19 protein-coding genes and 1 pseudogene are annotated in these 24,261 nt (G+C 71.4%); 8 read left to right on the top strand and 12 right to left on the bottom strand.

Annotated elements, in window-relative coordinates:
• The first annotated feature begins 68 nt into the window (after positions 1-68).
• Positions 69-767 (top strand): type 1 glutamine amidotransferase domain-containing protein, encoded by a 699-nt coding sequence (locus ACQP2X_RS14850; protein WP_498697333.1) that lies wholly within the window; start codon positions 69-71, stop codon positions 765-767.
• Here the strand turns inward: ACQP2X_RS14850 and ACQP2X_RS14845 are convergent, their stop codons facing one another.
• Positions 768-3,542 carry a glycosyl hydrolase gene (locus tag ACQP2X_RS14845; RefSeq protein WP_498697332.1) on the bottom strand — a complete coding sequence of 925 codons (2,775 nt, stop codon included), beginning with the start codon at positions 3,540-3,542 and terminating at the stop codon, positions 768-770.
• A 187-nt stretch (positions 3,543-3,729) separates the two neighbouring features.
• Here ACQP2X_RS14845 and ACQP2X_RS14840 point away from each other — a divergent pair, with 187 nt between their 5' ends.
• The gene (locus ACQP2X_RS14840; protein WP_498697330.1) at positions 3,730-4,920 is read left to right on the top strand and encodes a PP2C family protein-serine/threonine phosphatase; all 1,191 of its coding nucleotides are present in this window, start codon (positions 3,730-3,732) and stop codon (positions 4,918-4,920) included.
• A 225-nt stretch (positions 4,921-5,145) separates the two neighbouring features.
• Here the strand turns inward: ACQP2X_RS14840 and ACQP2X_RS14835 are convergent, their stop codons facing one another.
• Entirely contained in the window at positions 5,146-6,429 is a 1,284-nt protein-coding gene (locus ACQP2X_RS14835; protein ID WP_498697328.1) for a hemolysin family protein, read from the bottom strand.
• 149 nt (positions 6,430-6,578) lie between these two features.
• Between ACQP2X_RS14835 and ACQP2X_RS14830 the strand changes: the two are divergent.
• Positions 6,579-6,776: pseudogene (locus ACQP2X_RS14830) on the top strand (GlsB/YeaQ/YmgE family stress response membrane protein); the annotation flags it as partial.
• Here the strand turns inward: ACQP2X_RS14830 and ACQP2X_RS14825 are convergent.
• Positions 6,742-8,052, bottom strand: a complete 1,311-nt coding sequence (locus tag ACQP2X_RS14825; protein ID WP_498697324.1) for a sensor histidine kinase — start codon at positions 8,050-8,052, stop codon at positions 6,742-6,744. The pseudogene ACQP2X_RS14830 and the gene ACQP2X_RS14825 sit on opposite strands and share 35 nt — an antisense overlap.
• Positions 8,049-8,717 (bottom strand): response regulator transcription factor, encoded by a 669-nt coding sequence (locus tag ACQP2X_RS14820; RefSeq protein ID WP_498697322.1) that lies wholly within the window; start codon positions 8,715-8,717, stop codon positions 8,049-8,051. The genes ACQP2X_RS14825 and ACQP2X_RS14820 overlap by 4 nt, the downstream gene beginning before the upstream one ends.
• Before the next feature lie 140 nt (positions 8,718-8,857).
• Here ACQP2X_RS14820 and ACQP2X_RS14815 point away from each other — a divergent pair, with 140 nt between their 5' ends.
• From ACQP2X_RS14815 to ACQP2X_RS14805, 3 genes are read left to right on the top strand one after another with little or no spacing between them, the layout of a single operon-like run.
• The gene (locus tag ACQP2X_RS14815) at positions 8,858-10,195 is read left to right on the top strand and encodes a TrkH family potassium uptake protein (protein WP_498697320.1); all 1,338 of its coding nucleotides are present in this window, start codon (positions 8,858-8,860) and stop codon (positions 10,193-10,195) included.
• On the top strand, positions 10,188-10,850 hold the full coding sequence (locus ACQP2X_RS14810; RefSeq protein ID WP_498697318.1) for a potassium channel family protein: 663 nt from the start codon (positions 10,188-10,190) through the stop codon (positions 10,848-10,850). The genes ACQP2X_RS14815 and ACQP2X_RS14810 overlap by 8 nt, the downstream gene beginning before the upstream one ends.
• A gap of 49 nt (positions 10,851-10,899) precedes the next feature.
• Entirely contained in the window at positions 10,900-11,556 is a 657-nt protein-coding gene (locus ACQP2X_RS14805) for a DUF4386 domain-containing protein (RefSeq protein WP_498697317.1), read from the top strand.
• Here the strand turns inward: ACQP2X_RS14805 and ACQP2X_RS14800 are convergent.
• Positions 11,519-11,977, bottom strand: a complete 459-nt coding sequence (locus tag ACQP2X_RS14800) for a VOC family protein (protein WP_498697315.1) — start codon at positions 11,975-11,977, stop codon at positions 11,519-11,521. The genes ACQP2X_RS14805 and ACQP2X_RS14800 overlap by 38 nt on opposite strands.
• Before the next feature lie 42 nt (positions 11,978-12,019).
• Between ACQP2X_RS14800 and ACQP2X_RS14795 the strand changes: the two genes are divergently transcribed.
• Complete coding sequence (locus ACQP2X_RS14795; RefSeq protein WP_498697312.1) at positions 12,020-12,934, top strand: helix-turn-helix transcriptional regulator; 915 nt, start codon at positions 12,020-12,022, stop codon at positions 12,932-12,934.
• Here the strand turns inward: ACQP2X_RS14795 and ACQP2X_RS14790 are convergent.
• The gene (locus ACQP2X_RS14790; RefSeq protein ID WP_498697310.1) at positions 12,921-13,457 is read right to left on the bottom strand and encodes a TetR/AcrR family transcriptional regulator; all 537 of its coding nucleotides are present in this window, start codon (positions 13,455-13,457) and stop codon (positions 12,921-12,923) included. The two genes, ACQP2X_RS14795 and ACQP2X_RS14790, sit on opposite strands and share 14 nt — an antisense overlap.
• An 84-nt stretch (positions 13,458-13,541) precedes the next feature.
• On the opposite strand from ACQP2X_RS14790, the gene ACQP2X_RS14785 reads away from it, so the two are divergent.
• Positions 13,542-14,477 (top strand): NAD(P)-dependent alcohol dehydrogenase, encoded by a 936-nt coding sequence (locus ACQP2X_RS14785; RefSeq protein ID WP_498697307.1) that lies wholly within the window; start codon positions 13,542-13,544, stop codon positions 14,475-14,477.
• Positions 14,478-15,777: 1,300 nt separating this feature from the next.
• Here the strand turns inward: ACQP2X_RS14785 and ACQP2X_RS14780 are convergent.
• The 6 genes from ACQP2X_RS14780 to ACQP2X_RS14755 all read right to left on the bottom strand — a co-directional run bounded on the left by ACQP2X_RS14780 (position 15,778) and on the right by ACQP2X_RS14755 (position 24,256).
• On the bottom strand, positions 15,778-17,127 hold the full coding sequence (locus ACQP2X_RS14780; RefSeq protein WP_498697305.1) for a BNR repeat-containing protein: 1,350 nt from the start codon (positions 17,125-17,127) through the stop codon (positions 15,778-15,780).
• Between the two features lie 45 nt (positions 17,128-17,172).
• Positions 17,173-18,279, bottom strand: a complete 1,107-nt coding sequence (gene menC, locus ACQP2X_RS14775; RefSeq protein WP_498697302.1) for an o-succinylbenzoate synthase — start codon at positions 18,277-18,279, stop codon at positions 17,173-17,175.
• Positions 18,276-19,112: a GNAT family N-acetyltransferase gene (locus ACQP2X_RS14770; RefSeq protein ID WP_498697300.1), complete on the bottom strand. Its 837-nt coding sequence runs from the start codon at positions 19,110-19,112 to the stop codon at positions 18,276-18,278. The genes menC and ACQP2X_RS14770 overlap by 4 nt, the downstream gene beginning before the upstream one ends.
• Positions 19,109-20,194, bottom strand: a complete 1,086-nt coding sequence (locus ACQP2X_RS14765) for a M20 family metallopeptidase (RefSeq protein ID WP_498697299.1) — start codon at positions 20,192-20,194, stop codon at positions 19,109-19,111. Before ACQP2X_RS14765 ends, ACQP2X_RS14770 begins: the two co-directional genes overlap by 4 nt.
• A complete protein-coding gene (locus tag ACQP2X_RS14760) occupies positions 20,194-23,442 on the bottom strand; it encodes a serine hydrolase (RefSeq protein ID WP_498697296.1) in 3,249 nt (1,082 codons plus the stop codon). Before ACQP2X_RS14760 ends, ACQP2X_RS14765 begins: the two co-directional genes overlap by 1 nt.
• Positions 23,443-23,545: 103 nt before the next feature.
• The gene (locus ACQP2X_RS14755; protein WP_498697293.1) at positions 23,546-24,256 is read right to left on the bottom strand and encodes an AfsR/SARP family transcriptional regulator; all 711 of its coding nucleotides are present in this window, start codon (positions 24,254-24,256) and stop codon (positions 23,546-23,548) included.
• Positions 24,257-24,261 lie beyond the last annotated feature (5 nt).

Below are 24,261 nucleotides of genomic sequence, written 5' to 3'. Positions count from 1 at the left end.
CTCCAGACGGCATAACCGGGCGGCGGCGGACTCCATACGGTCGGATCAGCAACCAAGTGGAGGAAGAAATGGCATCTGTACTCGTCGTGTTGTCGTCGGCCCGCGTGTGGACCTGGACCGACGGCACGCAACATCCGACCGGGTTCTGGGCCGAGGAGTTCGTCACGCCGTACAAAATGCTGGTCGAAGCCGGCGCCGGCGTGACCGTCGCCACCCCCGGGGGTCTGGTGCCGGTCGCCGATGAGAAGAGCATCGACAGTGATGAGATCCGCGGCTATCTGGAGAGCCTCGCCGACGTGCTGGCGAAGCCGGTTCGGCTGGAAGACGTCGACCCGGCCGGCTTCGACGCCGTGCTCATTCCGGGTGGGCACGGGCCCATGCAGGACCTGGCCGTGAACGCCGACATCGCCCGCGTGCTGGCGGCCATGCTGCCGGACCCGGGCAAGACGGTGGCGGCGCTGTGCCACGGGCTGGCGGCCTTCCTGCCGGCCGGGGCGCCGGACGGCAGCTGGCTGTTCCGCGGGCGGCGGATGACCTCGTTCATCGACGACGAGGAGCGGCAGGCCCAGCTCGCCGAGCACGCGCCGTGGCTGCTGGAGACGCGGCTGCGCCAGGCCGGCGCCGTCTTCGAGGGCGGGCCGGCCTGGGCGTCGCACGTGGTCGTGGACGGCAATCTGATCACCGGGCAGAACCCCGCCTCCGCGAAGGCGGCCGGCGAGGCTCTGCTGACGGCGATCGGGAGCACCGAGGCTGAGCAAAAAGGCTGATCAGCAGGCGTAGACGCGGAACTCCCACAGCGAATAGCCGTACGGGGTTCCGCGCTCCGTGCCGTAGACACGCACGTAGCGGGCATTGCCGCTGAGCGCGTGGGTCAACTGGCCGCCGGCCCCGGTGCCGGTCACCGTAGCGGCCGTCGTCCAGGTGCTGCCGTCGGGCGAGGTCTCGACGCGGTACGAGCGGCCGTACGCGGCCTCCCAGTTGAGCTCGGCCCGGGTCAGCGTGCGCGAGGAACCCAGGTCGACCTGGATCCACTGGGGGTCGGCGAAGGCGGACGACCAGCGGGTGCCGGCGTCACCGTCGACCGCGTTGCCGCCGGAGTAGGCGGCCGACTCGGTCGACGAGGTGGTGACCGGGCGGCCCTGCGAGACGAGGGTGCCACTCCCGCAGCCCGTCGGCGGGGTGCCGCCCCCGTTCGCGTTTCCGCCCGACCAGTTCACCGCGCCACTGGCCACCGTGCGGCCGGCGGGCAGCGACAACGTCCGCCCGTCGGAGAAGGTCACGGTCTGTGCGGCGCCGGTGATGTTCGAGGCGACGTACGTCCGGACCCCGTTCTTGACGAAGACCTTGGCCAGCGGGTGATTGGCCGTGACGGTGGTGTCGACCTGGCCGAGCGCGGCCAGATTGCGGATCCAGTGGAAGGTGTGCGCTTTGCTCTCACCTTCCTCCGGGGTGTACGAGGTGTCGGCCCGGAACCGCGAGAGCGCGCCCTCGGGATCGCCCAGGGCCAGGTACTGCCACAGCATGTCGCGCCAGAGGGTGGGCTCGCCGCCGTTGTTGCGGACCATCTCGGCGTACGTGCTCCGGACCGCCGCCGGATGGTCGCCCAGATAGAACTGACCGCCCGTGATCGGCAGCATGTTGATGCCGACGATCATCTCGTGCTCGCCGGAGAACCAGGTCGCGTAGGCGCCGCCCGAGCCCCACACGATCGCCGAGTAGCTGTGGCCCCAGCCGGCCGGGAAGTTCTCGTTGCGGACGTCGAACCAGTATTCGTTGATGGCCGCGGCCTGGGTCGTGTAGATCCAGACGCCGGCGTCGCGGACCGCGGTGTTGCCGGTGGCCTGGCCCCACCGGATCAGCGCGTTGGCGAAGTTCTGGCCCTCCGACGACGACTCCTGGTTGTTGCCGGCGCCGAACGAGCCGTGCCCGGACGCCCAGTCGTGCCCCTCGTAGATGTCGAAGTCGCGCAGGTACGGGAAGCGGGTGTCGGAGCGGTCGTAGTTGTTGGCGTCGCGGATCAGCAGGTCGACCATGCCGCCGTAGCGGGAGCTGGAGGCCCAGGCGGGATCGAACTTGGCCAGGGTGGCCGCGGCCGCCACGAAGTATCCGTAGTGGAAGTGGTGGTCGTTGAGCTCCTGGTCGGAGCCGTAGGAGGCCGGATAGCCGATCAGCGTGCCCCAGTTGCGGTCGTAGTAGAAGACGCGCGAGGTCTTGCCGGCCGACGCGGTGAACCAGTCGGTCAGCCGGGTGCGGATGACGTTCAGCGCCGAGTCACGCACGGCGGTCAGGTTCAGCTGGTCGGCGATCTCCGCGATCCGCGCGGCACGGCCGAGACCCTTTCCCGTCCAGTACGTGTCGTCGCCGCGGAAGTCGGCCGGGTTGTTCAGCTCGTTCGTGAGATAGGTCGTGATCGTGGACAGGTCGGCTCCGGAGGAGTCGCCGACGGCGGGGATCTCCGGGAGCACCCCGGTGTACGTCATGGAGGTGCTGAACTGGGTGCCGATGACCACGCGCATGGCGCCGCGGGGCGAGACGTACGTCTGCGCGAGCGGCGTCGAGCCGGTCAGGGAGCGCCACTGGTGCGGGTAGAGCGCGATGACCGTGCCGGTGCCGCTGCCCTCGCGGGCGGTGGTCGTCAGGGCGTACGTCGTGGAGACCGTGCCGTTGTTCTGGTTGTAGCTGTACGAAAGGCGGCTGCCGGTGACGTGGTTGTGCGCGTACGGGGTGAAGCGGTCGGCCAGGGCGATCTTGTCGGCCGTGCTGGTGCCGCTCGTGGTGGGCAGGACGGCGACGGAGAGATAGCCACGACCGGCCAGGCTGGAGCGGATGGTGGTGCCGCTCAGCGACCAGGTGGCGCCGGTGGGGGCCCAGGCGACGTAGTCGTGGCCGCCGATCGAGAAGCCGATCCGGTTGCCGCTGTTCGACCAGGCGGTGGGCGGGCCGGTGATGGTGAGAACGGCGTCGCCGCCGGTCACCTGGTAGTACGACAGCGGCAGGCCCCGGCCGATGGTGGCCCGCAGGGTGCGGCCGCCGCCGGAGAGCAGGGTGCTGACCGTCCAGTCGCTCCAGCCGTCGACCAGGGCCTGGCCGGCGGTGAGGCCGTCGACGCCGACGCGCACGTGCTCCGCGTACGGGTAGTGGTATTCGCCGGTGCCGGTGGCCGAGCCGCTGATCGCGGCGTCGGTCTGATAGGACAGGCCCATGCCGCCGGCGCCGGGCTTGTAGGCGGCCGGTCCGGCGAACAGCGGCGTCGAGAACTGGCAGTCGACCCGCTTGAACAGCAGCGACGACCACCAGTCGTTGGTGGGCACCGGGCCGGCCGGCGCGTTGCCGGTGACGTACTGCCGTGGGTTGGTGGAGATCGAGCCGCAGCCGGTGGGCAGGCTGCGCCCGGCCGGCAGGGTCTCGGTGTAGCTGCCGGCGCCGACCGGCGCGGCCGACGCGCTGCCGCCGCCGGCGAGCACGGCCAGACCGCCGGCGGTGATCGCGGTCAGCGCCGCGACCAGGCCGGCGAGGCGTCTGGGGGTACGAGGACGAGTCATGGGACGGGCCTCCTGGGGATGGGGGATTCCCGGAGGCGCGAACGGGGAGAGAGCGCTCTCCGAGTCCCGGAAGGATATCCGTTACAGAGAGCTGCGTCTATGTAACTTCGGGCAGGCTTGAGGGCGGCCCAAGACAGTTGGAGCCCCGGGGTGACCATCGGGCCGCGGCGATGGAAGATGGAGGACGATGCTCTCGTCGATGGAGGCCGTGCGCCGGCTCATGGATCTGCGGCACCGCGGGCGGGCCGAGGACCTTCCGGCGGTGCTGGCCGACGCCGCGCCGCTGCTCGGCGCCGAGGCGGCGAGCGTTCTGCTGATCGACTACGGGCAGGTGGCGCTGCATCCGCTGCGCGGAACCGCGGGCGACGCAACGACCACACAGACCGTGGAGGACACCTCCGCCGGGCGGGCCTTCACCACCGCCGAGCCGCAGTGGCTCGAGACCGACGACGGCGGCAAGCTGTGGCTGCCCCTGCTGCACGGCGCCGAACGGCTCGGGGTGCTGGAGTTCCTGGTCAAGGCCTATCCCCCGGCCTCCGCCCGGCACGACCTCGAGGTGATCGCGGCGCTCGTGGCCGAGCTGATCGCCAGCCGGCGCTTCTACGGCGACGCGGTCGAGCACACCCGGCGCCGGCTGCCCATGCAGCTGCCGGCCGAGATCGTCTGGAACCAGTTGCCACCGCTGACCTTCGCGGTGGACGGCACCATGGTCACGGCCGTGCTCGAACCCTGCTACGAGGTAGGCGGCGACGCGTTCGACTACGCGGCCAACGGTGATCTGCTGCACGTGGCGCTGTTCGACACGGTCGGGCACGGCATCAGCGCCAGCGCGCTCACCACGCTGACCCTGAACACGTACCGCAACGCGCGCCGGTCCGGGCTGTCGCTGGCCGACACGTGCCGCTCGATCGACAAGTGGGTCCACGCGCAATATCCGGGCGCCTTCGTCACCGCGCTGCTGTCCGAGCTGGACATCCCGACCGGCGCCTACCGCCGGATCAGCGCCGGCCACCCGGCCGAGATCTTCCTGCGGGACGGGCGGATGCTGCCGCCGCTGCCCACCCCGAACACGCTGCCGCTCGGCCTCGGCCACATGCTCGGGCGCCCGCCGCAGGTCATCGAGGAGCAGCTGCGGCCGGGCGACGCGCTGGTCTTCTACACCGACGGCATCACGGAGGCGCGGGACGCGTCGGGCGCCCTGTTCGGCGTCGAACGGCTGGGCGATTTCATGCTGGGCGCGCTGCGCGACGGGCATCCCGCGCCGGAGACGATGCGCCGGTTGATTCAGACCATCGTGTCGTACGAGGATGGCGAGCTCCGCGACGACGCCACGGCGGCGATGCTGCAATGGCGCCGCCACGACGCGAACCCTCGGTAGGGTAGGCGCCCGGATGCCGGCGCCGTGGTCAAACCCTCGTCCAAAAGGATTCGGCGCCGGCATCCGTGCGCTGAGATCAGTATTGCGGTGGTCCCGCCCGCGGCGGCAGAGCCACATGTCTCGATCCGCACCGACCAAGATCGGCGATCGGATGGCGTTCGGCTCGTCGGTCAAAACCGACAGATCAGAAAAATCGGATTTTTCAGCACGACCGCCCCGCACCGCCTAAGATGCGGGCTCGGGCTCGCGCACCGGGCGCAGCCGGATCTGGGTGATGGCGCGGCCGGCGACCTGCGTGATCTCCGCCGTGTGGCCGTCGACCGTCACGATCTCGCCGGGGGCGGTCGGGATGTGCCCGAGCTTCGCGAGCACCAGACCGGCGACGGTCGTGTAGTCGTTGTCGGACAGGTGCTCGTTGTCGACGCCGATGTCGGGCAGGTCGTGGATCGGGAAGGTGCCGGGCAGGAGCATGGCGCCGTCCGGTTCGCGCACGACCGACTGCACGTCGCGGTCGGTCTCGTCGTAGATCTCGCCCACGACCTCCTCGACCAGGTCCTCCATGGTCACGATGCCGTCAATGGCGCCGCGCTCGTCGACCACCAGGGCCAGCTGCTGGCGGCGGCCCCGCAGCTGCATCATCGCGTCCGAGACCTTGAGACTCTCGGGCAGGAAGAGCGCGTCGAACATGTGGTCCCGCACGGGCCCCCGGGCGTCGATCAGGTCGCGCAGGTGGGTCACACCCAGCACGTCGTCCAGGCCCATGGACCCGGTCACCGGGGCCCGCGAGTGCCCGCCGGCCACAAGCCGGGCCAGGGCCTCGGGGGCGGGCAGATCGGCCGGGATCACCAGCACGTCACGGCGCGGCACCAGGATCTCGCGCAGCACCCGGTCGGCGATCTCGAAAGCGCCGCTGATGATCGTGCGCTGCTCCGGCGTGAACTCCTGCTGCTGGGTCACCAGATCGCGGATCTCCTCGGTGCTGACCTCCTCGCGGGTGGCGTTGGGGTCGACACCGGTGAGCCGTACGAGAAGGTCGGTCGACTTGCCGAGAAGCCAGTTGATCGGGCGCGCCAGCGTCGAGAGGAGATCGAGCGGCCGGGCCACCATGAGCGCCCAGCCCTCGGCCCGCTGCATCGCGATCCGCTTCGGGGCCAGCTCACCCACGACCAGCGTGAAGAAGGTCAGCACGATGGTGACCAGCACGATCGACACCGGCTCGGCCCCGCTGCCGAGGAAGCTCAGCGGCCCGGTCAGCGGCTTGGCCAGCGACACCGCGGCCGACGCCGAGGCCAGGAAGCCGGCCAGGGTGATGCCGATCTGGATGGTGGCCAGGAACCGGTTCGGGTCACGGGCCAGCTTGGCCAGCGTGGCCCCGGTGCGCGACTGCCGTTCGAGGCGCTGCAACTGGCTGTCGCGCAGCGAGATGAGGGCCATCTCACTGCCCGAGAACGCCGCGTTCAGCAGAACCAGAATCACCACGAGGATGATTTGCCACCCGTAGCCGCCCATGCAGGGCTCACTCCTTCGCTATTCACATCTTTTTCGAGGGGTTCCGACTGTAGCCGATGTTTCGGGAATGGGCGCCGATGGTAATTGCCGGTCTCCGCAGAGGGCGGTGATGATTCCGAAGATTTCCACGGTGGCTCGTTGCCACGGGGCTGGTACCCGGTAAGCAGAACATTCCGATCTGGCTGACGATCCTGATCGGCATCGTGGCCGCGATCGTCGGCACCTTCATCGCGGCCGCGATCGGCGTGGACGACACCCGGGGCATCGACTGGATCGAGCTGATCATCCAGGTCGTGCTGGCCGCTGTCGGCGTCAGCCTGGTGGCCGGCCTGCGCGGACGGCGCTGAGCGTCACGACCGCGTCCACTCCCGTGGGGCTCGCGGCGTCCAGCCGGACGCCGCCACCACCGGCCTCGGCCAGCTTCGCCACCAGCGCGAGGCCGAGGCCGGTGCCCCCGCGAGGCGCGCCCGGCGCGCGCCAGAACGGTTCCAGGGCCTTTTCCCGCTGGTCGGCGGGCAGTCCCGGGCCGGCGTCGATGACGTGCACCTCGACCGTGGACGCCGCTCCGGCCGCGGCCAGCGTGATGTCGCTGCCGTCCGGGGCGGCGTTCAGCGCGTTCGAGATCAGGTTGTCGAGGATCTGCTCGATCGCACCCGGCATGGCCATCGCCGGCAGCGGCCCGTCCGCCGCGATCCGCAGGGTGATCCCGCGTTCGGCCGCGAGCGGCTGCCAGATCTCCGCCCGCTCGGCCACCTCGGCCGCGACGTCGACGGCCTCCGGCTCCTCGTCCCGCCGCTCGATCAACGTGAGGTCGAGCAGCGTGTTGACCAGCTTGTCCAGGCGCTCGGTCTCGTCGAGCGCGGCCTCCAGGCTCTCGGCGCCGGCCGGGCCGACGTCCGGCTCCAGGTTCTCCAGGCGCAGCCGTAGCGCCGCCAGCGGGCCTTTGAGCTGGTGGGAGGCGTGGTCGGCGAATGAGCCGCGCGCGGCCAGCACGCTGTGCAGGCGCTCGGCGGTCCGGTTGAACGTCGCGGCCAGGCGCCGCAGCTCGGGCGGTCCGGTGATCCGCACCGGCGTGGGCCCGCTGTCGCCGGCCAGCCGATGGGTGGCCTCCTCCAGGGCCTTCACCGGGCGGACGATCCAGCGGGCCAGAGCCAGGGCGACCGTGGCACCGATGGCCAGCACGAGCAGGCAGGCCACCGCGAGCAGGGCCCAGACCCGGTGCACCTGGTCGCTGACCGTGGCCGCCGGGACGGTCAGGCGCACCGAGCTGGAGGCGGGCAGCGAGACCGAGACGTACATCATGCCCCCCACGAAGCCGTGGTGGATGCCTTCGGCGACCGGGCCGGGCGTGGTGCCGTACGTCAATCGGCCCTGTGCGTCGAAGACCTCGATCCGCCCGTCCCAGCGCCGGGCCACCGCCGAGGCGATGTCCCCGACCTGATCACCGTCGTTCTCACCGAGCTCGGCGTCGACGTAGGCGGCGACGATCTCGGCCTCGCGCTCCAGCTGGCGGAACGTCTGCTCCTGCTCGCTGCGCTGGTAGAGGTAGCCCAGGGGCACGGACAGGCCGGTCAGGACGGCCAGGACCAGCGAGAGGTACGTGATCAGCAGGCGCCGGGTCACCGCTCGGGCACCATCAGCCGGAAGCCGACGCCGCGCCGGGTCTCGATCCAGGACGGGTCGCCGAGCTTGCGGCGCAGGGCCGCGATGTGGAAGTCGAGGGTCTTGCTGCGGGCGTCGGCGGTCGCCCAGATCGCCTCCAGCAGTTTCTGCCGCGGCATCATCGTGCCGGGCCGGGCCGCGAGCATCTCCAGCAGGTCGAACTCCTTGGGCGCGAGCGCGACCGGCACGCCGTCGAGGGTCACTTCCCGGCTCGCACGGTCGATGACCAGCGGCCCGAGCACACGGGTGCCGGGCTCGTCGGGCACGGCTCTGGTGGCGCGGGAACGCCGGTCGACGGCCCGGATCCGGGCCACCAGCTCGCGCAGGCTGAACGGCTTGGACAGGTAGTCGTCGGCGCCGCCCTCCAGGCCCCGGACCAGGTCGGCCTCGGTGCGGCGGGAGGTCAGCATGATGATCGGGACGCCCTGGGACCGGCTCAGCGCCCAGCAGACGTCGACGCCGTCGATGTCGGGCAGGCCGAGGTCGAGCAGCACCAGATCGGCCGGCGGCGCGGCCAGCGCGGCCGAGCCGGTCGCGACATGCTGAGCCTCGATGCCGAAACGGGCCAGACCCTGCACCAGAGGAATGGCAATCGAGTCGTCGTCCTCGACCAGAAGCACCCGCATGCCCCCATGATTATCACGCCCCCGTCCCGGGCGGAAAACTTTCCGTTTCCTATAAGAATCCTTCATCAATTCCAAGCGCATTCTCAGAATTGCCGCCGGCCGCCGCCCGCTCCGCGGGCGGGGTGCGGTATAAATTTCTGATGCGCCCGGCCCGTCCGCACCCGGCGCGGACCGTGTCGATGGCGTTCCTGGGCGCGATCGCGGCCGGGGCCGTGCTGCTGATGCTGCCCGTCTCCCGGGCCGGGGACGGCTCCGCGCCTTTCCTCACCGCGCTGTTCACCTCGACCTCGGCCATCACCACGTCCGGCATGACCACGGTCGACACCGCCACCTACTGGTCCGGCTTCGGCCACGTCCTCATCGCCGTGCTCACCCAGGCCGGCGGCTTCGGCATCACCACGTTCGCCACCCTGCTGGGCCTGCTGGTCTCGCAGCGGCTGGGGCTGCGCGGCCGGATGATGGCCGGGGTCGAGACCAGCACCGGGCTGGCCCACGGCGACTTCCGCCGGGTGCTCATCCTGGCCGCGGCGGTGATGTTCGCCTGCGAGACCGTGATCGCCGGCATCGTCACGGCCCGGCTCTGGCTGACGTACGACGTGGCGTTCGGCCCGGCCCTGGCCGAGGGCGCGTTCAACGCCGTGCAGGCCTTCAACAACTGTGGCTTCTCCCTGCGCAGCGACGGCCTGATCGCCTTCGCCGGCGACTGGTGGATGTGCGTGCCGCTGACCCTGGGCGTCATCGCCGGCGGCATCGGCGTGCCGGTGCTCTACGAGATCGGCCGCCAGCGGCGGGGACCGGCCGCCTGGTCGACACACACCCGGCTCACCGTGTGGGGCTCGCTCGTGCTGCTGGCGGTGGGCTTCGCCGCGGTGCTGGCCCTGGAGTGGCGCAACCCGGGCACGCTCGGGCCGCTCGGGGTGCCGGGCAAGGTGCTGGCCTCGTTCGTCCAGGGGACGATCCCCCGCTCGGGCGGTTTCAACACGGTCGACTACGGCGCCATGAACGAGGACACCTCGGCCATCGTGGTCGGCCTGATGTTCATCGGTGGTGGCAGCGCCAGCACGGCCGGCGGCATCAAGGTGACGACGTTCTTCCTTCTGGCGTACGTCATCTGGACCGAGGTCCGCGGCGAGCGTGACGTGGTCATCGGCCGCCGCCGCATCGCCGAGTCGACACAGCGGCAGGCCACCGCGGTCGCCCTGCTCGGCGTGGCCACGGTGGCCGGCGGCACCCTGACCCTGCTCGGGGTCACCGGCGGCGTGCCCTTCGACCGGGCGCTGTTCGAGGTCATGTCGGCGTTCAGCACGGCCGGCCTGACCAACGGGCTCACGGCCGAGCTGTCCGAGTCCCGCCAGCTGATCCTCAGTGTGATGATGTTCATCGGCCGCGTCGGCACCATCGCGGTGGCCTCGGCGCTGGCCCTCAAGACCCGCCATCGGCTGTACCGGTACCCGGAGGAGCGACCCATCGTTGGCTGAGAACACTGATGAGAACGTCGTCGTGATCGGGCTGGGCCGCTTCGGCGGCCAGGTCGCCGAGTCGCTGCTGAAACTCGGCCACGAGGTGCTCGGCGTCGACGAGAACGCCGAGCTGGTGCAGCAGTGGTCCGACCGGCTCACCCACGTGGTGCAGGCTGACTCGACCGACGGCGACGCCATGGAGCAGGCCGGCATCAGGGAGTTCACCCGGGCCGTGGTCGGCATCGGCAGCGACATCGAGGCCAGCGTGCTGACCGTGCTGACGCTCAGCGAGCTCGGCCTGCGCGACATCTGGGCCAAGGCGGTCTCGGTCAAGCACGGCAAGATCCTGCGCTCGGTCGGCGCCCACCATGTCATCTATCCGGAGGCCACGATGGGCGACCGGGTGGCCCACCTGATCGCCGGCCGCATGCTCGACGTCATCGAGTTCGACGACGGTTTCGCGGTGGCCCGCACCCGGATCCCCCGCGACGCCGCCGGCCGCACCCTGGCCGACCTGGGCCTGCGCACCAAGTACGGCGTCACGGTCATCGGTCTCAAGACTCACGGCGCCGACTTCGTGCACGCCACACCGGACACCGCGGTCACCGACGGCGCCGAGCTGATCGTCACCGGCCCCATCGACCAGGTCCAGCGCTTCACCGCCGCCACCTGAGACCGATCGGCCGATGTGGACGCTCTTCGATGGGAGGAGCCTGTCCGGTGTGACCCCGCTGCGACGGACCGCGCTGGCCGGTGGTGTGGCCTACCTTCTGACGTTCGTCTCGATACCCACCCTCGGCCTCTACGCCCCGGTACGCGACGCCGATTTCGTGCTCGGCCCGGGCCCGGACACCGGCGTGATCTGGGGCGGAGTCCTGGAGATGATCGTCGCTCTCGCCTGCATAGCGACCGCAGTCATCCTCTATCCGGTGGTCAAGCGGCAGGACGAGGCGGCGGCTCTGGGCTTCGCCGGGGTACGGGTCCTGGAGGCGGCCACCATCGTCGCCGGTGTCGTGCTGGTGATGTCGATGGTCACGCTCCGGCAGTCGGGAACGGACTCCCTGGCCGCGGGCCAGACGCTGGCCGCCCTGCGGGAGTGGACGTTCCTGCTCGGGCAGGGCTTCCTGCCGGCCGTGAACGCGCTGCTGATCGGCTCCCTGCTCTACCGTTCCCGCCTGGTCCCCCGCGCCCTGCCCGTGCTCGGCTTCGTGGGGGCGCCCCTGCTGACCGTCTCGGCCGTGGCCACGATGTTCGGCGCGTGGGACCAGGTGTCCACCGCGTCCGGTCTGCTGTCGCTGCCGATCGCGGTGTGGGAGTTCTCGCTCGGTGTCTACCTGACCGTCAGGGGGTTCCGGCCGGCACCTGAACGATCCACGTGACGCCGAAACGGTCGGTGAGCATGCCGAAGCCCGGGCTGAACGGTGACGGGCCGAACTTCTCGACGATGACCGCGCCGTCGGCGAGCTTGTCCCACAGGGGGCCGGCCTCCTCGGCCGTCTCTCCGGTGACGGAGACGAAGAAGCGCTCGCCGGTCAGTGTCATGCCGTTCTCGCGGGTGGTCGCGGTCAGCGGGGCGGCCGGCCCGGCGGAGCTGGGTACGTCGTACGCCATGATCTGGAATCCGCTCTCGGCCGTGACCTGGCCGAAGACGACCTTGTCGCTGTCGGGCAGCCCCTCAGGCAGGCCGAAGTCGCGGTAGGCGACGACGGTGAGGTGGCCGCCGAAGACCGACTGGTAGAACTCCAGGGCCGCCCGAGCGTCGCCGCGGAAATTCAGGTGTGGGGTGGTGGTGAGTGCCATGCGTCCAAGGCTGACAGGGGTAGGTGACAGGATGTGTCACCTATGCCGACCACCTCCGCGCGGCTACTCGCGCTGCTCTCCCTGCTCCAGTCACGGCGGGACTGGCCCGGCGCGCTGCTGGCCGACCGCCTCGACGTCAGCCTGCGCACCGTGCGCCGCGACGTCGACCGGCTCCGCGAGCTCGGCTATCCGATCGCCGCGGTCAAAGGCCCCGACGGCGGATATCGGCTCGGCGCCGGCACCGAGCTGCCGCCGCTGCTGTTCGACGACGAGCAGGCGGTCGCCCTCACCATCGCCCTCCAGGTCGCCGCCTCCGCCTCGGACGACGCCCTGGCCGACGCGGCCGGCCGGGCCCTGACGACCATCCGGCAGGTGATGCCGGCCCGGCTCCGGAACCGCGTCGAGGCCCTGCGGGTCACCGCCGTGGCGCCATCCGCCACCCCGGTCGACGGCGATGTGCTGCTGGCGCTCAGCGCGGCCGTCCACGCCCGCGAGGTGCTGCGTTTCGACTACGGCTCCGGGACGCGCCGGGCCGAGCCCCACCACGTCGTCACCCGGGGCGGGCGCTGGTATCTCGTCGCCTGGGACCTCGACCGCGCGGACTGGAGGATCTTCAGAGCAGACCGCATTGCCGTACGCACACCCAACGGCCCCCGCTTCACCCCCCGCGAACTGCCCGGCGGCGACGTCGCCGCCTACGTGACCGGCAAGTTCCAGGGCGCCACCTGCCAGGGCACGGTCATTCTCGACCTGCCCGCCGCCACCGTGTCCCTCTACACCCGTGACGGCGTCGTCGAGGAGGCCGGCCCCGGCCGTTGCCGCCTCACCCTCGGCTCCTGGTCCTGGGCCGCCCTGGCCGCCGCCATCGCCCGCTTCGACGCCGACTTCGAGGTCGTCGGCCCACCCGAACTGTCCGAGGCGTTCACCCACCTGGCCGAGCGGTTCACCCGCCGCTGAACGAGCGCAGCATGTGCTCCACGAACCGGCCCGAGGCGGCCGCGGCGCCCGGCCCCGCCGCCGCGATCACGCCCGCGTTCCCGGCCAGCAGAAGCCACAGATCGCCCACCCCGATCCCGGGCCGCAGCGCACCGGCCTCCCGGGCGCGGTCGAGCAGCGTCGCGAGCGCCCGGTCGTACTCGGCCCGCTCCGCGGCCATCCCCTGCCCGGCGAGAACCGCCGTGGTGTAGCCACGATCGACCACCTGGGTCGCGCACAGGCGCCGGATCGTCTCGCGGAACGCCCGCGCCGGATCGGGGTCCCGGGCCGCCTCGAGCCACGAGGCGGAGCATTCGGCGTGCTGGTCGGCGTACGCCTCGGCGACCAGGTCGTCACGGGTCGGGAACCGCCGGTACAGCGTCGCCACCCCGACCCCGGCCCGCCGGGCGACCCGCGCCATCGGCACTGCCGGCCCGGCCTCGGCGATCAGGTCCCGGGCGGCGGCGATCATCCGCACCCGGTTCTCCTCGGCGTCGATCCGCATGACGGCCAGCTTAATGATCGATTCGCGGGCCGCCGCTTCTCACTTGCTGGCCCGGCCGGCCGCCCGGGCGCGATCGTCGTGATCATGATGCGAGCCGCCCTCCACGACCGTTACGGATCACCCTCGGTGCTGCACGAGGCCCTCCTCCCGGTGCCCACTCCGGGACCGGGCGAGGTCCGGGTCCGCGTGCACGCCGCCGGCGTCAACGCGATCGACACCGTCCTGCGGGCCGGCAGGCTGCGGCTGGTCACCGGCCGCCGCTTCCCCCGGGGCACCGGGCTGGACTTCGCCGGGGTCGTCGACACCAGCGAGTCCCCCGACTATGCGCCGGGTGACCGGGTCTGGGGCACGATCCCGAACCACCCGCGCAACCCGAACGGCGCCGCGGCCGAATACGTGGTGACCACCCCCGCCCATCTCGCGGCCGCCCCGCCCGGCGTTGACCTGGCGGACCTGGCCGCCCTGCCCGGCGTGGGCGTCACCGCCCTGATCGCGCTCCGCGACCACGCCCGGCTCCGCCCCGGCCAGACCGTCCTGATCCGGGGCGCGGCCGGCGGGTTCGGCACCGCCGTACTCCAACTGGCCCACGCCGCCGGCGCCGAAGTGACCGCCTTGGCTTCCGCCCGTCACCTGCCGGCCTTGCGCGCCCTGGGCGCCGACGCCGTCCTCGACCGGGCCACCACGGACCCGGCCCACCTGGAGCATTTCGACGTGATCCTGGACGCCGCGGGCACCGGGCTGCCGGCCTTCCGCCGCCGGGCCGCCCGCACGGTCACGATCGCCTGGGGTTCGATACCGGCCCTGCTCACGATCGCCGCCTCGACGGTCCACGGCTCCCGCCGGATCCGTTCGTTCAGCGCCGCGCCGGCCCACGCCGACCTGGCCCTGCTCACCGAGCATGTCGCCCGGGGCGACCTGAGCCCGATCATCGCCGGCCGCTTCCCGTTGTCCGGGGCGGCCGACGCCCACACCGCCTTCGAGCGCGGCGGCGCTCTCGGCAAGTGGTTGATCGTGCCCTAGCCTGCGGTACGCCCGTCGACGGCGCCACCGAGAAGATCCTCGGCAATCTGCTGCCGGGCAGCGTGATCCTCGATCCCTCAACGCCTCCCGCAGGCAGGGTCGAGGCCGGCGGGGCACCGGTGGCAGGAACCTCAAGGCACGCCCGGCCCGGCGCCAGGGTTCGAGCGGGTCGACGCGCCCGCGCCTTGGGCCAGTCACTGCATACGGTGACCGGCGCGCCTCATTTGTGGCAGCGGAATGGCTATGACACTGGCCCTATAAGAATCCGAGATTGCTTGATCGTTTCTTTGCTGTCGATCTCCGGGGTACGAGATAATGGTTCATGGCACAGCTGGAGTTCTTTTCTAGGTCCGTAGTTTCCGGGATGCGGGATTGGTCGGGGGTGCCGAGTCATTCGCCGGACATGATGGAGTTCCGACGCGATTGCGCGGAGCGGCGACGGTGGGGCCTTAAACGGCGGCACGCGCTGAAGCTGTGCCGATTTCATGGCTGTTCCCGCTTGTGCGGAGAGTTGGGTTTGCATGATCCGTACGAACGGATACCGCCGTTGATCTGGGATGACGAGGTCAGGTGGGTGCGGCGGCCGGCTCCGAGCGAGTCCGCAAGGCGGGCGATCGCCGGTTGCCCCACGGAAGCCGCTCCCCTCGATCGCGCGGAGATGCCGGTCGAGGCCGAGACGACAGCGCGAGTCGAGGCCGAGGCGACAGCACGAGTCGAGGCCGAGGCCGCAGCGCCGACGGAGCCAGCGGTCAAGGCCGAAGCGACAGCGCAAGTCAAGGCCCAGGCCGACACGCCGACGGAGCCAGCGGTCGAGGCCGAGGCCGCCGAGCCGACGGAGCCAGCGGTCAAGGCCGAAGCGACAGCGCAAGTCAAGGCCCAGGCCAACACGCCGACGGAGCCAGCGGTCGGCGCCGAAGCGGTTGAGCAGGAGCAACCAGCAGCTGAGCCCGAGGCGGCAACGCGGACACAGCCAGCACCCGAGCCTAAGACGGCAACGCCGACACAACCAACACCCGAGCCCAAGGGAGCAGCGCGGGCGCAGCCAGCCCGGCCGGCGCGGGGTCAGTTCGCCCGGCACTGCGGAGTTTCGCGGGCGCCTGGGGCTCGGCGGTCGATGATGGGAATCGCGTGTTTGTGCGGCTTGATCAGAGGGCAGCGGTGCGCGGGATGCTCCGGGTCATGGAATCGTCGAGCGGAAAGGGCTGGCGATCGAAGCGGGATTCGGGCAGCTCCTTGAATGGCGCCGTTTACACAGAATTCGTGGATGGGCTCGGCACGAAGACGCCTGGGATCGGGATTTCTAGCCGGATACCTGCCAATCCTGGACGTCTATCTGGCTGCCTCCGTAGCGCGGGGTGAAAATGCTCATGATGCCCTGTGATTTCAGGCGCTGGTGGTCGATGAGCGGGTCGGAATAGTAGATGGGCGGTGACGTGTAACGGATGGTCCAGTCTGTCCAGCCGGAGGCCTTCGAGGCGGTCTCGATGTGCAGCTTCTTCGTGCTGGAGTCGCCGCTCGCCACGTACAGGTTGTCCCTGGCGTCTACCGCTATGTCGCCTCGGGATGAGCGCTCCAGGAACGGTGTGTATGTCTGGTGCCAGGCCTTGCTTGCCTTGTCTCGCCAGTAGTGGACCAGCACCGCCGTCTCTCGGGCCGCGGTGAAGTTGCTGTTGCTCGGGGACGCGGCCGGCAAGTGGGAAGCGAGCACATGCACTATGCCGGCGGCGTCTACGACCTGGGACTCCTGGTTGATCAAGCCTCGGTTCTGGGGGATGGTCCACACCTTCAAAGTCGCCGCGTTCGAGGCCAGTGGGGTGCTTCCGGTCGTGGCCACGACCGTGCCCGCGTTGTTGCGCCACGTGCGGCCCTTGTCCTTGCTGTACGCGTAGTAGATGTCGTGGTTCGTGCTCGCGTCCGACGTCTCCCGCACGGTCCACGTGACGTGCAGCAGGGGGTCGGTGGTGTCGTACTCGATGCCGAACAGGTAGGCGTTGTTGTTGTACGTCGTGCCGTCGATGAACTCGCCCAGATAGGTCCAGGCGCCCGCCCGATACTCGTAGAGCACTTCGTCGCCGGTTCCGCTGACGCCGGTGCGGATGGCCAGCTGGAGCGTGCCGTCCGGATGGGCAAAGAATTGGGGGTACGTCACCACGGCCATGCTCGTGCTGGTCAGGCTCGTCTGCACGGCGCCGAAACCCGACGCCGCCCACGTGCCCAAGGTGGCGAGCCCGGCGATCGACTTGCGGTAGCGGAAGGCCGACGAGTGGGTGTCGAAGGCCAGGTGGATCGTGCCGTCGGCTGGCGCGATGCCGATGCTGATGACGTTGTGCGAGTCGGTGGACGTGGTCTGATAGTCGGTCAGCCGCAGGTTCACCCAGGCGCTGGAGGGCAGCTGCCGGCGCGCGATGTTGACGTAGCCGCTCTGGTCCCAGAAGGCCGCGTACTGCCGCCCGCCGAAGGTGACGATCCCGTCCTGCTGGAAGGACTCACCATTCATGTAACCGGTGTACGTCAGCGCGGTGCGCCCGTTTGTGGTCAGCACCGTCGTGGACACGTGAGCCACCGTCGGGGCGGCGGCCGCCGCCGGGCCGCCCACCAGGAGAGCGGCCAACAGCGCCGTCACCCCCGCCGCACTCATGAAACGTTTCACAGCGTTGCCCCTTCCCGCCTTCCATTGACATGCGTGAATGGAAGCCTACAGGGGAAGCCACTCCGACCCGGTGGTGATCTCGGCGAGAATCTCCGGAATCGGCTCGACGCCGAGGCCGGGGCCGGTCGGCACGGGCAGGTGGCCGTCCTCCAGCACGAAGGGTGCGGTCACGTCCGTACGGAAATAGCGGTCCGAAGCCGAAGTGTCCCCCGGCAGCGTGAAGCCGGGCAGGGCGGCCAGCGCGACGTTCGCGGCCCGGCCCAGGCCCGTCTCGAGCATGCCCCCGCACCAGACCGGGATCCCGTTGGCGGCGCACACGTCGTGGATGCGGCGGGCCTCCAGATAGCCGCCGACCCGGCCCGGCTTCACGTTGACGATGCTGCACGCGCCCAGCCGGATGGCGTCGGCCGCGGACCGGGCCGAGACGATCGACTCGTCCAGGCAGATCGGCGTGCGCACCCGCCGGGACAGCTCCACGTGGCCGAGCACGTCCTCCTCGTCCAGGGGCTGCTCGATCAGCAGCAGGCCGAACGGGTCCAGCGCCGCCAGCAGCGGCGCGTCCCCCACGGTGTACGCCGTGTTGGCGTCGACCTGGAGCAGCACGTCGTCGCCGAAGCGCTCGCGGACCGCGCGGACCGGCGCCACGTCCCAGTCCGGCTCGATCTTCAGCTTGATCCGCACGTAGCCCTGGGCGAGATAGCCGTCGACCGCGTCCAGCAGGGCCGGAATCGAGTCCATGATGCCGACCGACACCCCGCACGGCACCCGCTCGCGGGTCGCGCCCAGCTCGCGCGCGAAGCTGCGGCCCGAGCCGCGCAGCTCGGCGTCGAGCACGGCCGTCTCCAGCGCCGCCTTGGCCATCCGGTGGCCCTTGAACCGCCGCAGCGCCGGGGCCACCCCGGTGGCCGCCGCCGGCGGCTGGGCGGCCAGCGCCGGCACCAGATAGCGCCGCAGCACGTCGGCCGCCGCCTCCACGTATTCGCTGGAGTAGAGCGGATCGCTCATCGCGACGCACTCCCCCCAGCCCTCGGCCTCGTCGGTGACCGCCCGCAGCAGCAGGACGTCGCGTTCGGTCTCGGTGCCGAACGACGTGCGGAACGGCGCCACCAGCGGCATCCGGATCCGGCGCATCTCGATCCCGGTGAGTTTCATCGGCTCTCCCTGTCCAGCACGTACCAGCCCGCGCGGTCGAAACCCCGCACGCGGGCGCCGTCGTCGATCAGCGGCGCCAGCGCCTCGCGGACCGCGACCCGCCAGCGGCGGGCGCACGCCGGATCGGTGCGGCGCAGCGTCTCGATGTCGTCGGGGACGGCGACCAGCACCGTACGGCCGTCGGCGTCGCCTCTCACCGGTTCGTTCCCGGGCGTACGGCCGAGGGCCGTGACCGCTCCGGAATCACGCAGCGCGCCCACCTCGCAGCCCGGCCGCCGTTCGCCCCGGGCGGCCCGTTCGACGTGCGGCGCGGTCAGATCCCAGTGCAGCAACAGCCGGTCGGTGTCGTCGTCGCCGTTGATGGCGTCGCCCATCGGGCCGTAGAAGTCGGGCAGGTACTGCGCGGGGTCGGCGCCCAGCTTCATCACGTTGAAGTACGCGTTGCGGCCGACCAGCGGATCGAACGTCCAGCTGATCCGGGTCACGCCGTGCCGCAGGGCCCAGGCCCGCTGGTGCAGCTTCATGGCCCGGCCCACGTCGCGGCCGCGGGCCGACGGCACCACCCCGGCGACGTGACTGTGCAGCTCGCGACGTTCCGGCGCGGCGAAGAAGCCCACGCAGGCCCCGATCATGCCGGTCCCGTTGTAGGCGCCGGCCACATAGTTGCCGGCCTTGCTCATCGCACGCAGCATCTCCCGGCTGACCGGGGCGTGGCCCGTGCCGGAGTGCCAGATGCTCTCGAAGAGCTCGTAGACGTCGTTCAGGTCGGGCAGTTCGGCGAGCAGGCGGATCCGGACGCCGGCCACCGCGGCCGGGACGAGCAGGTCGCTCATCGCCCGAGCGCCGTTGCGCAGAGGGCCGTCACCAGGGCCGCCCGCCGGGGCAGCTCGGCGATCACGACGTGCTCGTCGGCCGCGTGGGCGCCGCCGCCGACCGCACCCAGCCCGTCCAGGGTGGGGACGCCGACGCCGGCGGTGAAATTGCCGTCCGAGGCGCCACCGACCGCGGCCCGGCCCAGCGGAGGCAGCCCCAACTGCTCGGCCGCGGCCACCGCCCGTACATAAAGCTCTTCCGAAGGTTCCATCGGCGGACGATTGGGGCCGCCCTCGATCGTGAGGCGAGCGCCCGGAAGGACCGGCGTGAGCGCGCGCAGGGCGGCGTCGACCCGCGTCTGCTCGGCGGCGGTCCGGCAGCGGACGTCGACCGCGAACTCCCCCGCCGCCGGCACCGTGTTGGTGGTCGTGCCGGCGGCCATCCGGGTCGGCACCACTGTCGTGCCGAGCGCCGGATCGGCCAGGGCCTGAACGGCGAGCACCTGATGTGCCAGTTCCACAGTGGAGTTGACGCCTGATTCGGGAGCGAGACCGGCGTGGGCGGCACGGCCGGTCGTCCGTACGCGATAGAGGGAAACGCCTTTGCGCTCGGTCTTGAGAGCGCCGCCGTCGGCCGACCCCTCCAGCACCAGGGCGGCCGCACACCCGGCGGCCTCCTGCTCGATGAGCTCGCGGGAGGACGGCGAGCCGAGCTCCTCGTCGCCGGTGATCAGCAGGGTCACCCCCGACCGCTCGGGCAGCGCCGCGACCGCGTGCAGGGCCTGCACGACACCCGCCTTCATGTCGAAACACCCCGGGCCGCGCAGGATCTCACCGCTCGTCTCGTACGGATGGTGGGTCAGCGTCCCGATCGGCCACACCGTGTCGTGGTGCCCCAGCAGCAGCACCCGGGCCGGCCCGTCGCCGAAGCGCCAGCGCAGGTGGGTGCGGCCGTCCAGGACGATCCGCTCGGGGCGCGCGCCGAGCCGCCGATGGCCGATGCCGGCGAGGACCTCGGCGCACCGGGCCACGGCGGCCCGGTCGTCGGAGGGCGACTCGCACGTCACCAGCTCGGCGATGTCGGTCAGCATGTCGGCCAGCATCAGGCCACCTTCGGGGTGGCCCGCACGCCCAGGTGCAGATAGCGCTCGCCGGTCGGCAGCCGGTAGAAGAAGGCCGGGATCCACGAGGCGCTCTCCGGCAGGCGTACGAGATAGAGGTCCTCGTCCACGGCCACCATCGGCAGCTCGTGCACCGGCTCCGGGCTGAGCTCGGCGATCGGCCCGGTCGTGGTCATCGTCAGGACCGCACCGGGGAGGACCTCGAGCCGGGCGCTGGCCCGCTCGTAGGTGCCCACGTGCGGGGTGATGTCGGCCTCGACCGGCGGTCGGGGCGGGGTGAGCGGCTCCGGCATGGCCACGCCGGCCACCTCGGACAGGATCTCGGCGAACAGGTCCTGATAGAGGTCGCGGGCGCCCTCACCGTTGGTCAGCAGCGTGACCGCCAGCCCCTGGGAGGGCAGCAGCCGCAGGAAGGCCGACTGGCCGATGGTGTTGCCGTCGTGCCCGATGAGCCGCTCGCCGTCCCAGCCGAACCGGATCCAGCCCAGGCCCCACGAGTCGCCCAGCGTGTGCTTCTCGGGCAGCTCGACCTGCTCGGCCGCCATCGCGGCGGCGCCGGTCCCGCTGATCAGCCGGGTGCCGTCGGGGGTGAGACCGCCGGTCAGGTGCAGGCGGGCGAAGGCCAGCAGGTCGGCCGCGGTCGAGGTGATGAGGCCGGCCGGGCCGAGCGCGCGCGGCAGGGTCCACACCGGAGCGACCTTCGGACCGGGCACATGCCCGGCGGCGGCCCGGTGCAGCAGCGCCTCCTCGGGCAGCGTGCCGGTGCGGCGCAGGCCGAGCGGCTTGATGACGCGCTCCTGGACGGCCTGGTCCCAGGTACCGCCGGTGAGTTTCTCGATGACCCGGCCGGCCAGGACGAACCCGGAGTTGCAGTACGACCAGGTGGCGCCCAGAGGGTGGTTCTGGGCCACCTCGCGCAGCCCGTCGACGTACTTCTCGAGGCAGTCGTCGCCGCGCCCGGTGTCGGTGAAGACGTCGCCGTCGATGCCGCTGGTGTGTGTCAGCAGGTGGCGCATGGTGAGCTTGGCGTCCAGGGCCAGCTCCGGCAGCACGTCGAGGATCGGGGCGTCGAGTTCCAGCTTGCCCTCGTCGACGAGCTGCTGGACCAGGGTGGCCGTCCAGACCTTGCTGATCGAGCCGATCTGGAAGACCGAGTCGGTGGTGGTCTCGACGCCGGTGTCCACGTTGAGCACGCCATAGGCGGCCTCGACAAGCTCGTCCGGGTCGCCCAGGCGGAGGATGCCGAGAACGGCGCCCGGAACGCCGTGGCGCGCGGCCAGCACGTTCAGCCGCCGCTGCCAATGCTCTTTGCTGATCTCTTTGACGCCGCGGACCCACGTGCCGATCCGGGTGTTGAAGTCGATGCGCTGCGACGGCGGCCCCTCGACGATCAGCAGATGCGAGCCGCCCGGATAGAGCACCAGCTCGCTCGGCACGCCGCGCTCGCGCAGGGCGGTGTGCCACTGCTGGGCCTGCCCGACCGGGCAGCGCAGGTCGGCGTCGCCCTGTATGACCAGCGTCGGGGTGGTGACCTGGGCGACCCGGGTCAGCGGGGACATAGCCGCGTAGCGCGCGGGCTCCTCCCAGGGCCGCCCACCGAGCTCGATCGCGGCCAGCAGGTGACCGTCGTCCGAACTGCCGGCCATGCTGGTCAGGTCGCTGACCACCCCACCGGCGACGGCGGCGGCGAACCGGCCGTCGATCGCGGTGAGATAGCAGGTCATATATCCGCCGTAGCTGTAACCGGCCACGGCGAGCCGCTGGGGGTCGGCCGTGCCGTCGGCCACGAGCTGGTCGAGCGGTTCGAGGAAGTCGCGGGCGTCGGCCTCGCCCCAGGCGCCGAGGGCGGCCGTGAAGAACTGCTCCCCGTATCCATCGCTGCCGCGCGGGTTGAGCAACAGCACAGTCCAGCCCTGGGCGGCCAGTTCCTGGTGGTAGAGGTGTACGTCGTCGGCGGCCCCGTTCCAGGCGTTGTGCGGGCCGCCGTGGATGTCGAGCAGCAGCGGGCCCGGCCCGTTCGCCTCCGGATCGCGGACCAGCCAGCCGTGCACCACCGTGCCGTCGGAGATCGTGAACTCGCGCTCCACCCGGGGGAAGAGCTCGACGTCGGTGAAGACCTCGCCGTGCGTGGTGCGGACGGTCTCCGTGCCCGAGACCACGTCGACCGTGACCACTTCCCCGTACGAGGTGGGCGTGGCCAGCACGATGGCGGCGGTGTCACCGGCGACCGACAACCCGGAGACGACCCGCCCGGCGCCGGCCACGATCGGCCGCGGTTCCCCGCCGTCCAGGGAAACGGCATAAAGATGGGAACAACCTCTTTCCCGTACGCAGAAGAGCACTGTCCGCCCGTCCGCGGCGAACCGTGGCACCGCGCCGGGATAGGCCGGCCCGCCCGGCATGACGTTCCGGTCGAGGCTGCCGGCGAGATCGCGCACCGGGCCCCCGTCGAGCGGCACGTGGAGCAGCCGGGCGTGCCCGGCCGGGGCGCCCGGATAGCCGACGACCAGCAGCGCGTCACCTTCCGGGGTCCATACGGCCGGCCCGGCGTAACCCTCGGCCAACCCGGCCACCAAGGGCCGCGCCCGGGGGTCGGTCACGTCCAGAACGTGCACGGGGGCCCGCAGCGTCAGATCGGCGTCCGCGGCCGTGGCGGCCGGGAAGGCGAGCCGGGCCGAGTCCGGCGACCACTCAGGGTCGCCGGCGTGCCAGTCACCCTCGGTCACCTGGCGGCACTCCCGCGTCGCCACGTCGAGCACGAACAGATGCTTGCGGCGGTCCCGCAGCAGGCCCGCCCCGTCGGCCCGGTAGTCGAGACGCCGGGTGACGATCGGCGCGCTCTCCGCCGCGTCGTCGAGGGCGACCACGGCCGCGAAGGCGATCTTCGTGCCGTCCGGGCTCCACCGCGGCGCGCCCGCGCCGAGCGGCAGCGCGGTGACCTGCTCGGCCTCCCCGCCGTCGGCGGGCAGCAGCCACACCTGCGCCACCCCGTCGCCGCCGCGCAGGAACGCCAGCCGGCGCCCGTCCGGCGACCAGGCCGGCGCCGTGTCACCCGGCCCGCGGGTGAACCGCCGGGCGCCCACCCAGATCTCGCGGGTGACCCGGTCACCGTCCCGGTCGGCGCCCCGCAGCACGTAGGCCACGCGGCCGCCGTCCGGGCTCAGCGCGGGCTGCTCCGGCGTGGCCACCGACAGCAGGTCCTCGATCAGCGCACGACGTGTCACGGTCATCCCCCTCGGCTCGCGGCTCCCTGCGCGAAGCCTGCCCTCCCGGTGGGGCCGTGTCATGGTGCGCGACGACGAGATGGACCCGCTCGAATCGTCCGTTACGCCATCACGGCAGCAACTGGCGGAGCGATTCCGACGGCTCGAGGCCCAGCTCGTCGAGGAGCACGCGGCGGCACTGCTCGTACTGGTGGGTGGCCGAGACCCGGTTGCCGGCGGCGAGGTGGGCGTGGATGAGCACCCGGTAGGCGCTCTCCCGCAGCGGCTCGGCCCGCACGACGGCCAGGCCCGCGGTCACCGCCTCGCCGTGCCGGCCGGCCGCGGTGAGGCGCTCGACCATGGCCTCCAGCGCGTAGAGCCGCAACTGGCGGTACTGCTCCTGCTCCATCAGCACCCACTCGTTGTCCGACCACTCCGGCAGCAGGTCGGCCGAGAGCTCGTCGCGGGTCTGCCGGGTCAGGATCTCGTCGCACCGGCAGCCCTCGTCGAGCAACTGATAGGCGTGGTCGACCGCCTCGCGCAGGTCGACGCCGACGTTGCCGGCCAGCGCCATCTCCTGGCTGGAGGCGTCGATGACGCGGTGACCGGTGCGCAGGGCCCGCCACAGCGACGAGCGGAGGTTGGCGTTGGCCCGCTCGGCCGTCGTCTCCGGCCACAATGTACTGGCGACGTAACTGCGGGTGCGTGGTTGCTCCTGGAGCGCGAGGAAGGCGACCAGGCGCTGCGCGCCCGACGACAGGGCGATCCGCTGCTCGCCCACGAGCAGCGCGAAGCCCTTCAGGAGCCGCAGTGTCACTACATCCGGCGTCTGGGTGCGCATCGTTC

Origin of the sequence: Actinoplanes sp. CA-131856 (genome assembly GCF_050956135.1) — a bacterium.
In the GTDB taxonomy this organism is placed as follows: domain Bacteria; phylum Actinomycetota; class Actinomycetes; order Mycobacteriales; family Micromonosporaceae; genus Actinoplanes.
The sequence above is the reverse complement of the archived record's forward strand: the minus strand, read 5'-3'. Positions and strand labels throughout refer to the sequence as shown.

Bases quoted from the DNA above. Each gene is read 5' to 3' on its own strand.
- ACQP2X_RS14850 (WP_498697333.1), top strand. From the start codon at position 69: ATGGCATCTGTACTCGTCGTGTTGTCGTCGGCCCGCGTGTGGACCTGG.
- ACQP2X_RS14845 (WP_498697332.1), bottom strand. From the start codon at position 3,542: ATGACTCGTCCTCGTACCCCCAGACGCCTCGCCGGCCTGGTCGCGGCG.
- ACQP2X_RS14840 (WP_498697330.1), top strand. From the start codon at position 3,730: ATGCTCTCGTCGATGGAGGCCGTGCGCCGGCTCATGGATCTGCGGCAC.
- ACQP2X_RS14835 (WP_498697328.1), bottom strand. From the start codon at position 6,429: ATGGGCGGCTACGGGTGGCAAATCATCCTCGTGGTGATTCTGGTTCTG.
- ACQP2X_RS14820 (WP_498697322.1), bottom strand. From the start codon at position 8,717: ATGCGGGTGCTTCTGGTCGAGGACGACGACTCGATTGCCATTCCTCTG.
- ACQP2X_RS14815 (WP_498697320.1), top strand. From the start codon at position 8,858: ATGCGCCCGGCCCGTCCGCACCCGGCGCGGACCGTGTCGATGGCGTTC.
- ACQP2X_RS14800 (WP_498697315.1), bottom strand. From the start codon at position 11,977: ATGGCACTCACCACCACCCCACACCTGAATTTCCGCGGCGACGCTCGG.
- ACQP2X_RS14795 (WP_498697312.1), top strand. From the start codon at position 12,020: ATGCCGACCACCTCCGCGCGGCTACTCGCGCTGCTCTCCCTGCTCCAG.
- ACQP2X_RS14790 (WP_498697310.1), bottom strand. From the start codon at position 13,457: ATGCGGATCGACGCCGAGGAGAACCGGGTGCGGATGATCGCCGCCGCC.
- ACQP2X_RS14785 (WP_498697307.1), top strand. From the start codon at position 13,542: ATGATGCGAGCCGCCCTCCACGACCGTTACGGATCACCCTCGGTGCTG.
- menC (WP_498697302.1), bottom strand. From the start codon at position 18,279: ATGAAACTCACCGGGATCGAGATGCGCCGGATCCGGATGCCGCTGGTG.
- ACQP2X_RS14770 (WP_498697300.1), bottom strand. From the start codon at position 19,112: ATGAGCGACCTGCTCGTCCCGGCCGCGGTGGCCGGCGTCCGGATCCGC.
- ACQP2X_RS14765 (WP_498697299.1), bottom strand. From the start codon at position 20,194: ATGCTGGCCGACATGCTGACCGACATCGCCGAGCTGGTGACGTGCGAG.
- ACQP2X_RS14760 (WP_498697296.1), bottom strand. From the start codon at position 23,442: ATGACCGTGACACGTCGTGCGCTGATCGAGGACCTGCTGTCGGTGGCC.
- ACQP2X_RS14755 (WP_498697293.1), bottom strand. From the start codon at position 24,256: ATGCGCACCCAGACGCCGGATGTAGTGACACTGCGGCTCCTGAAGGGC.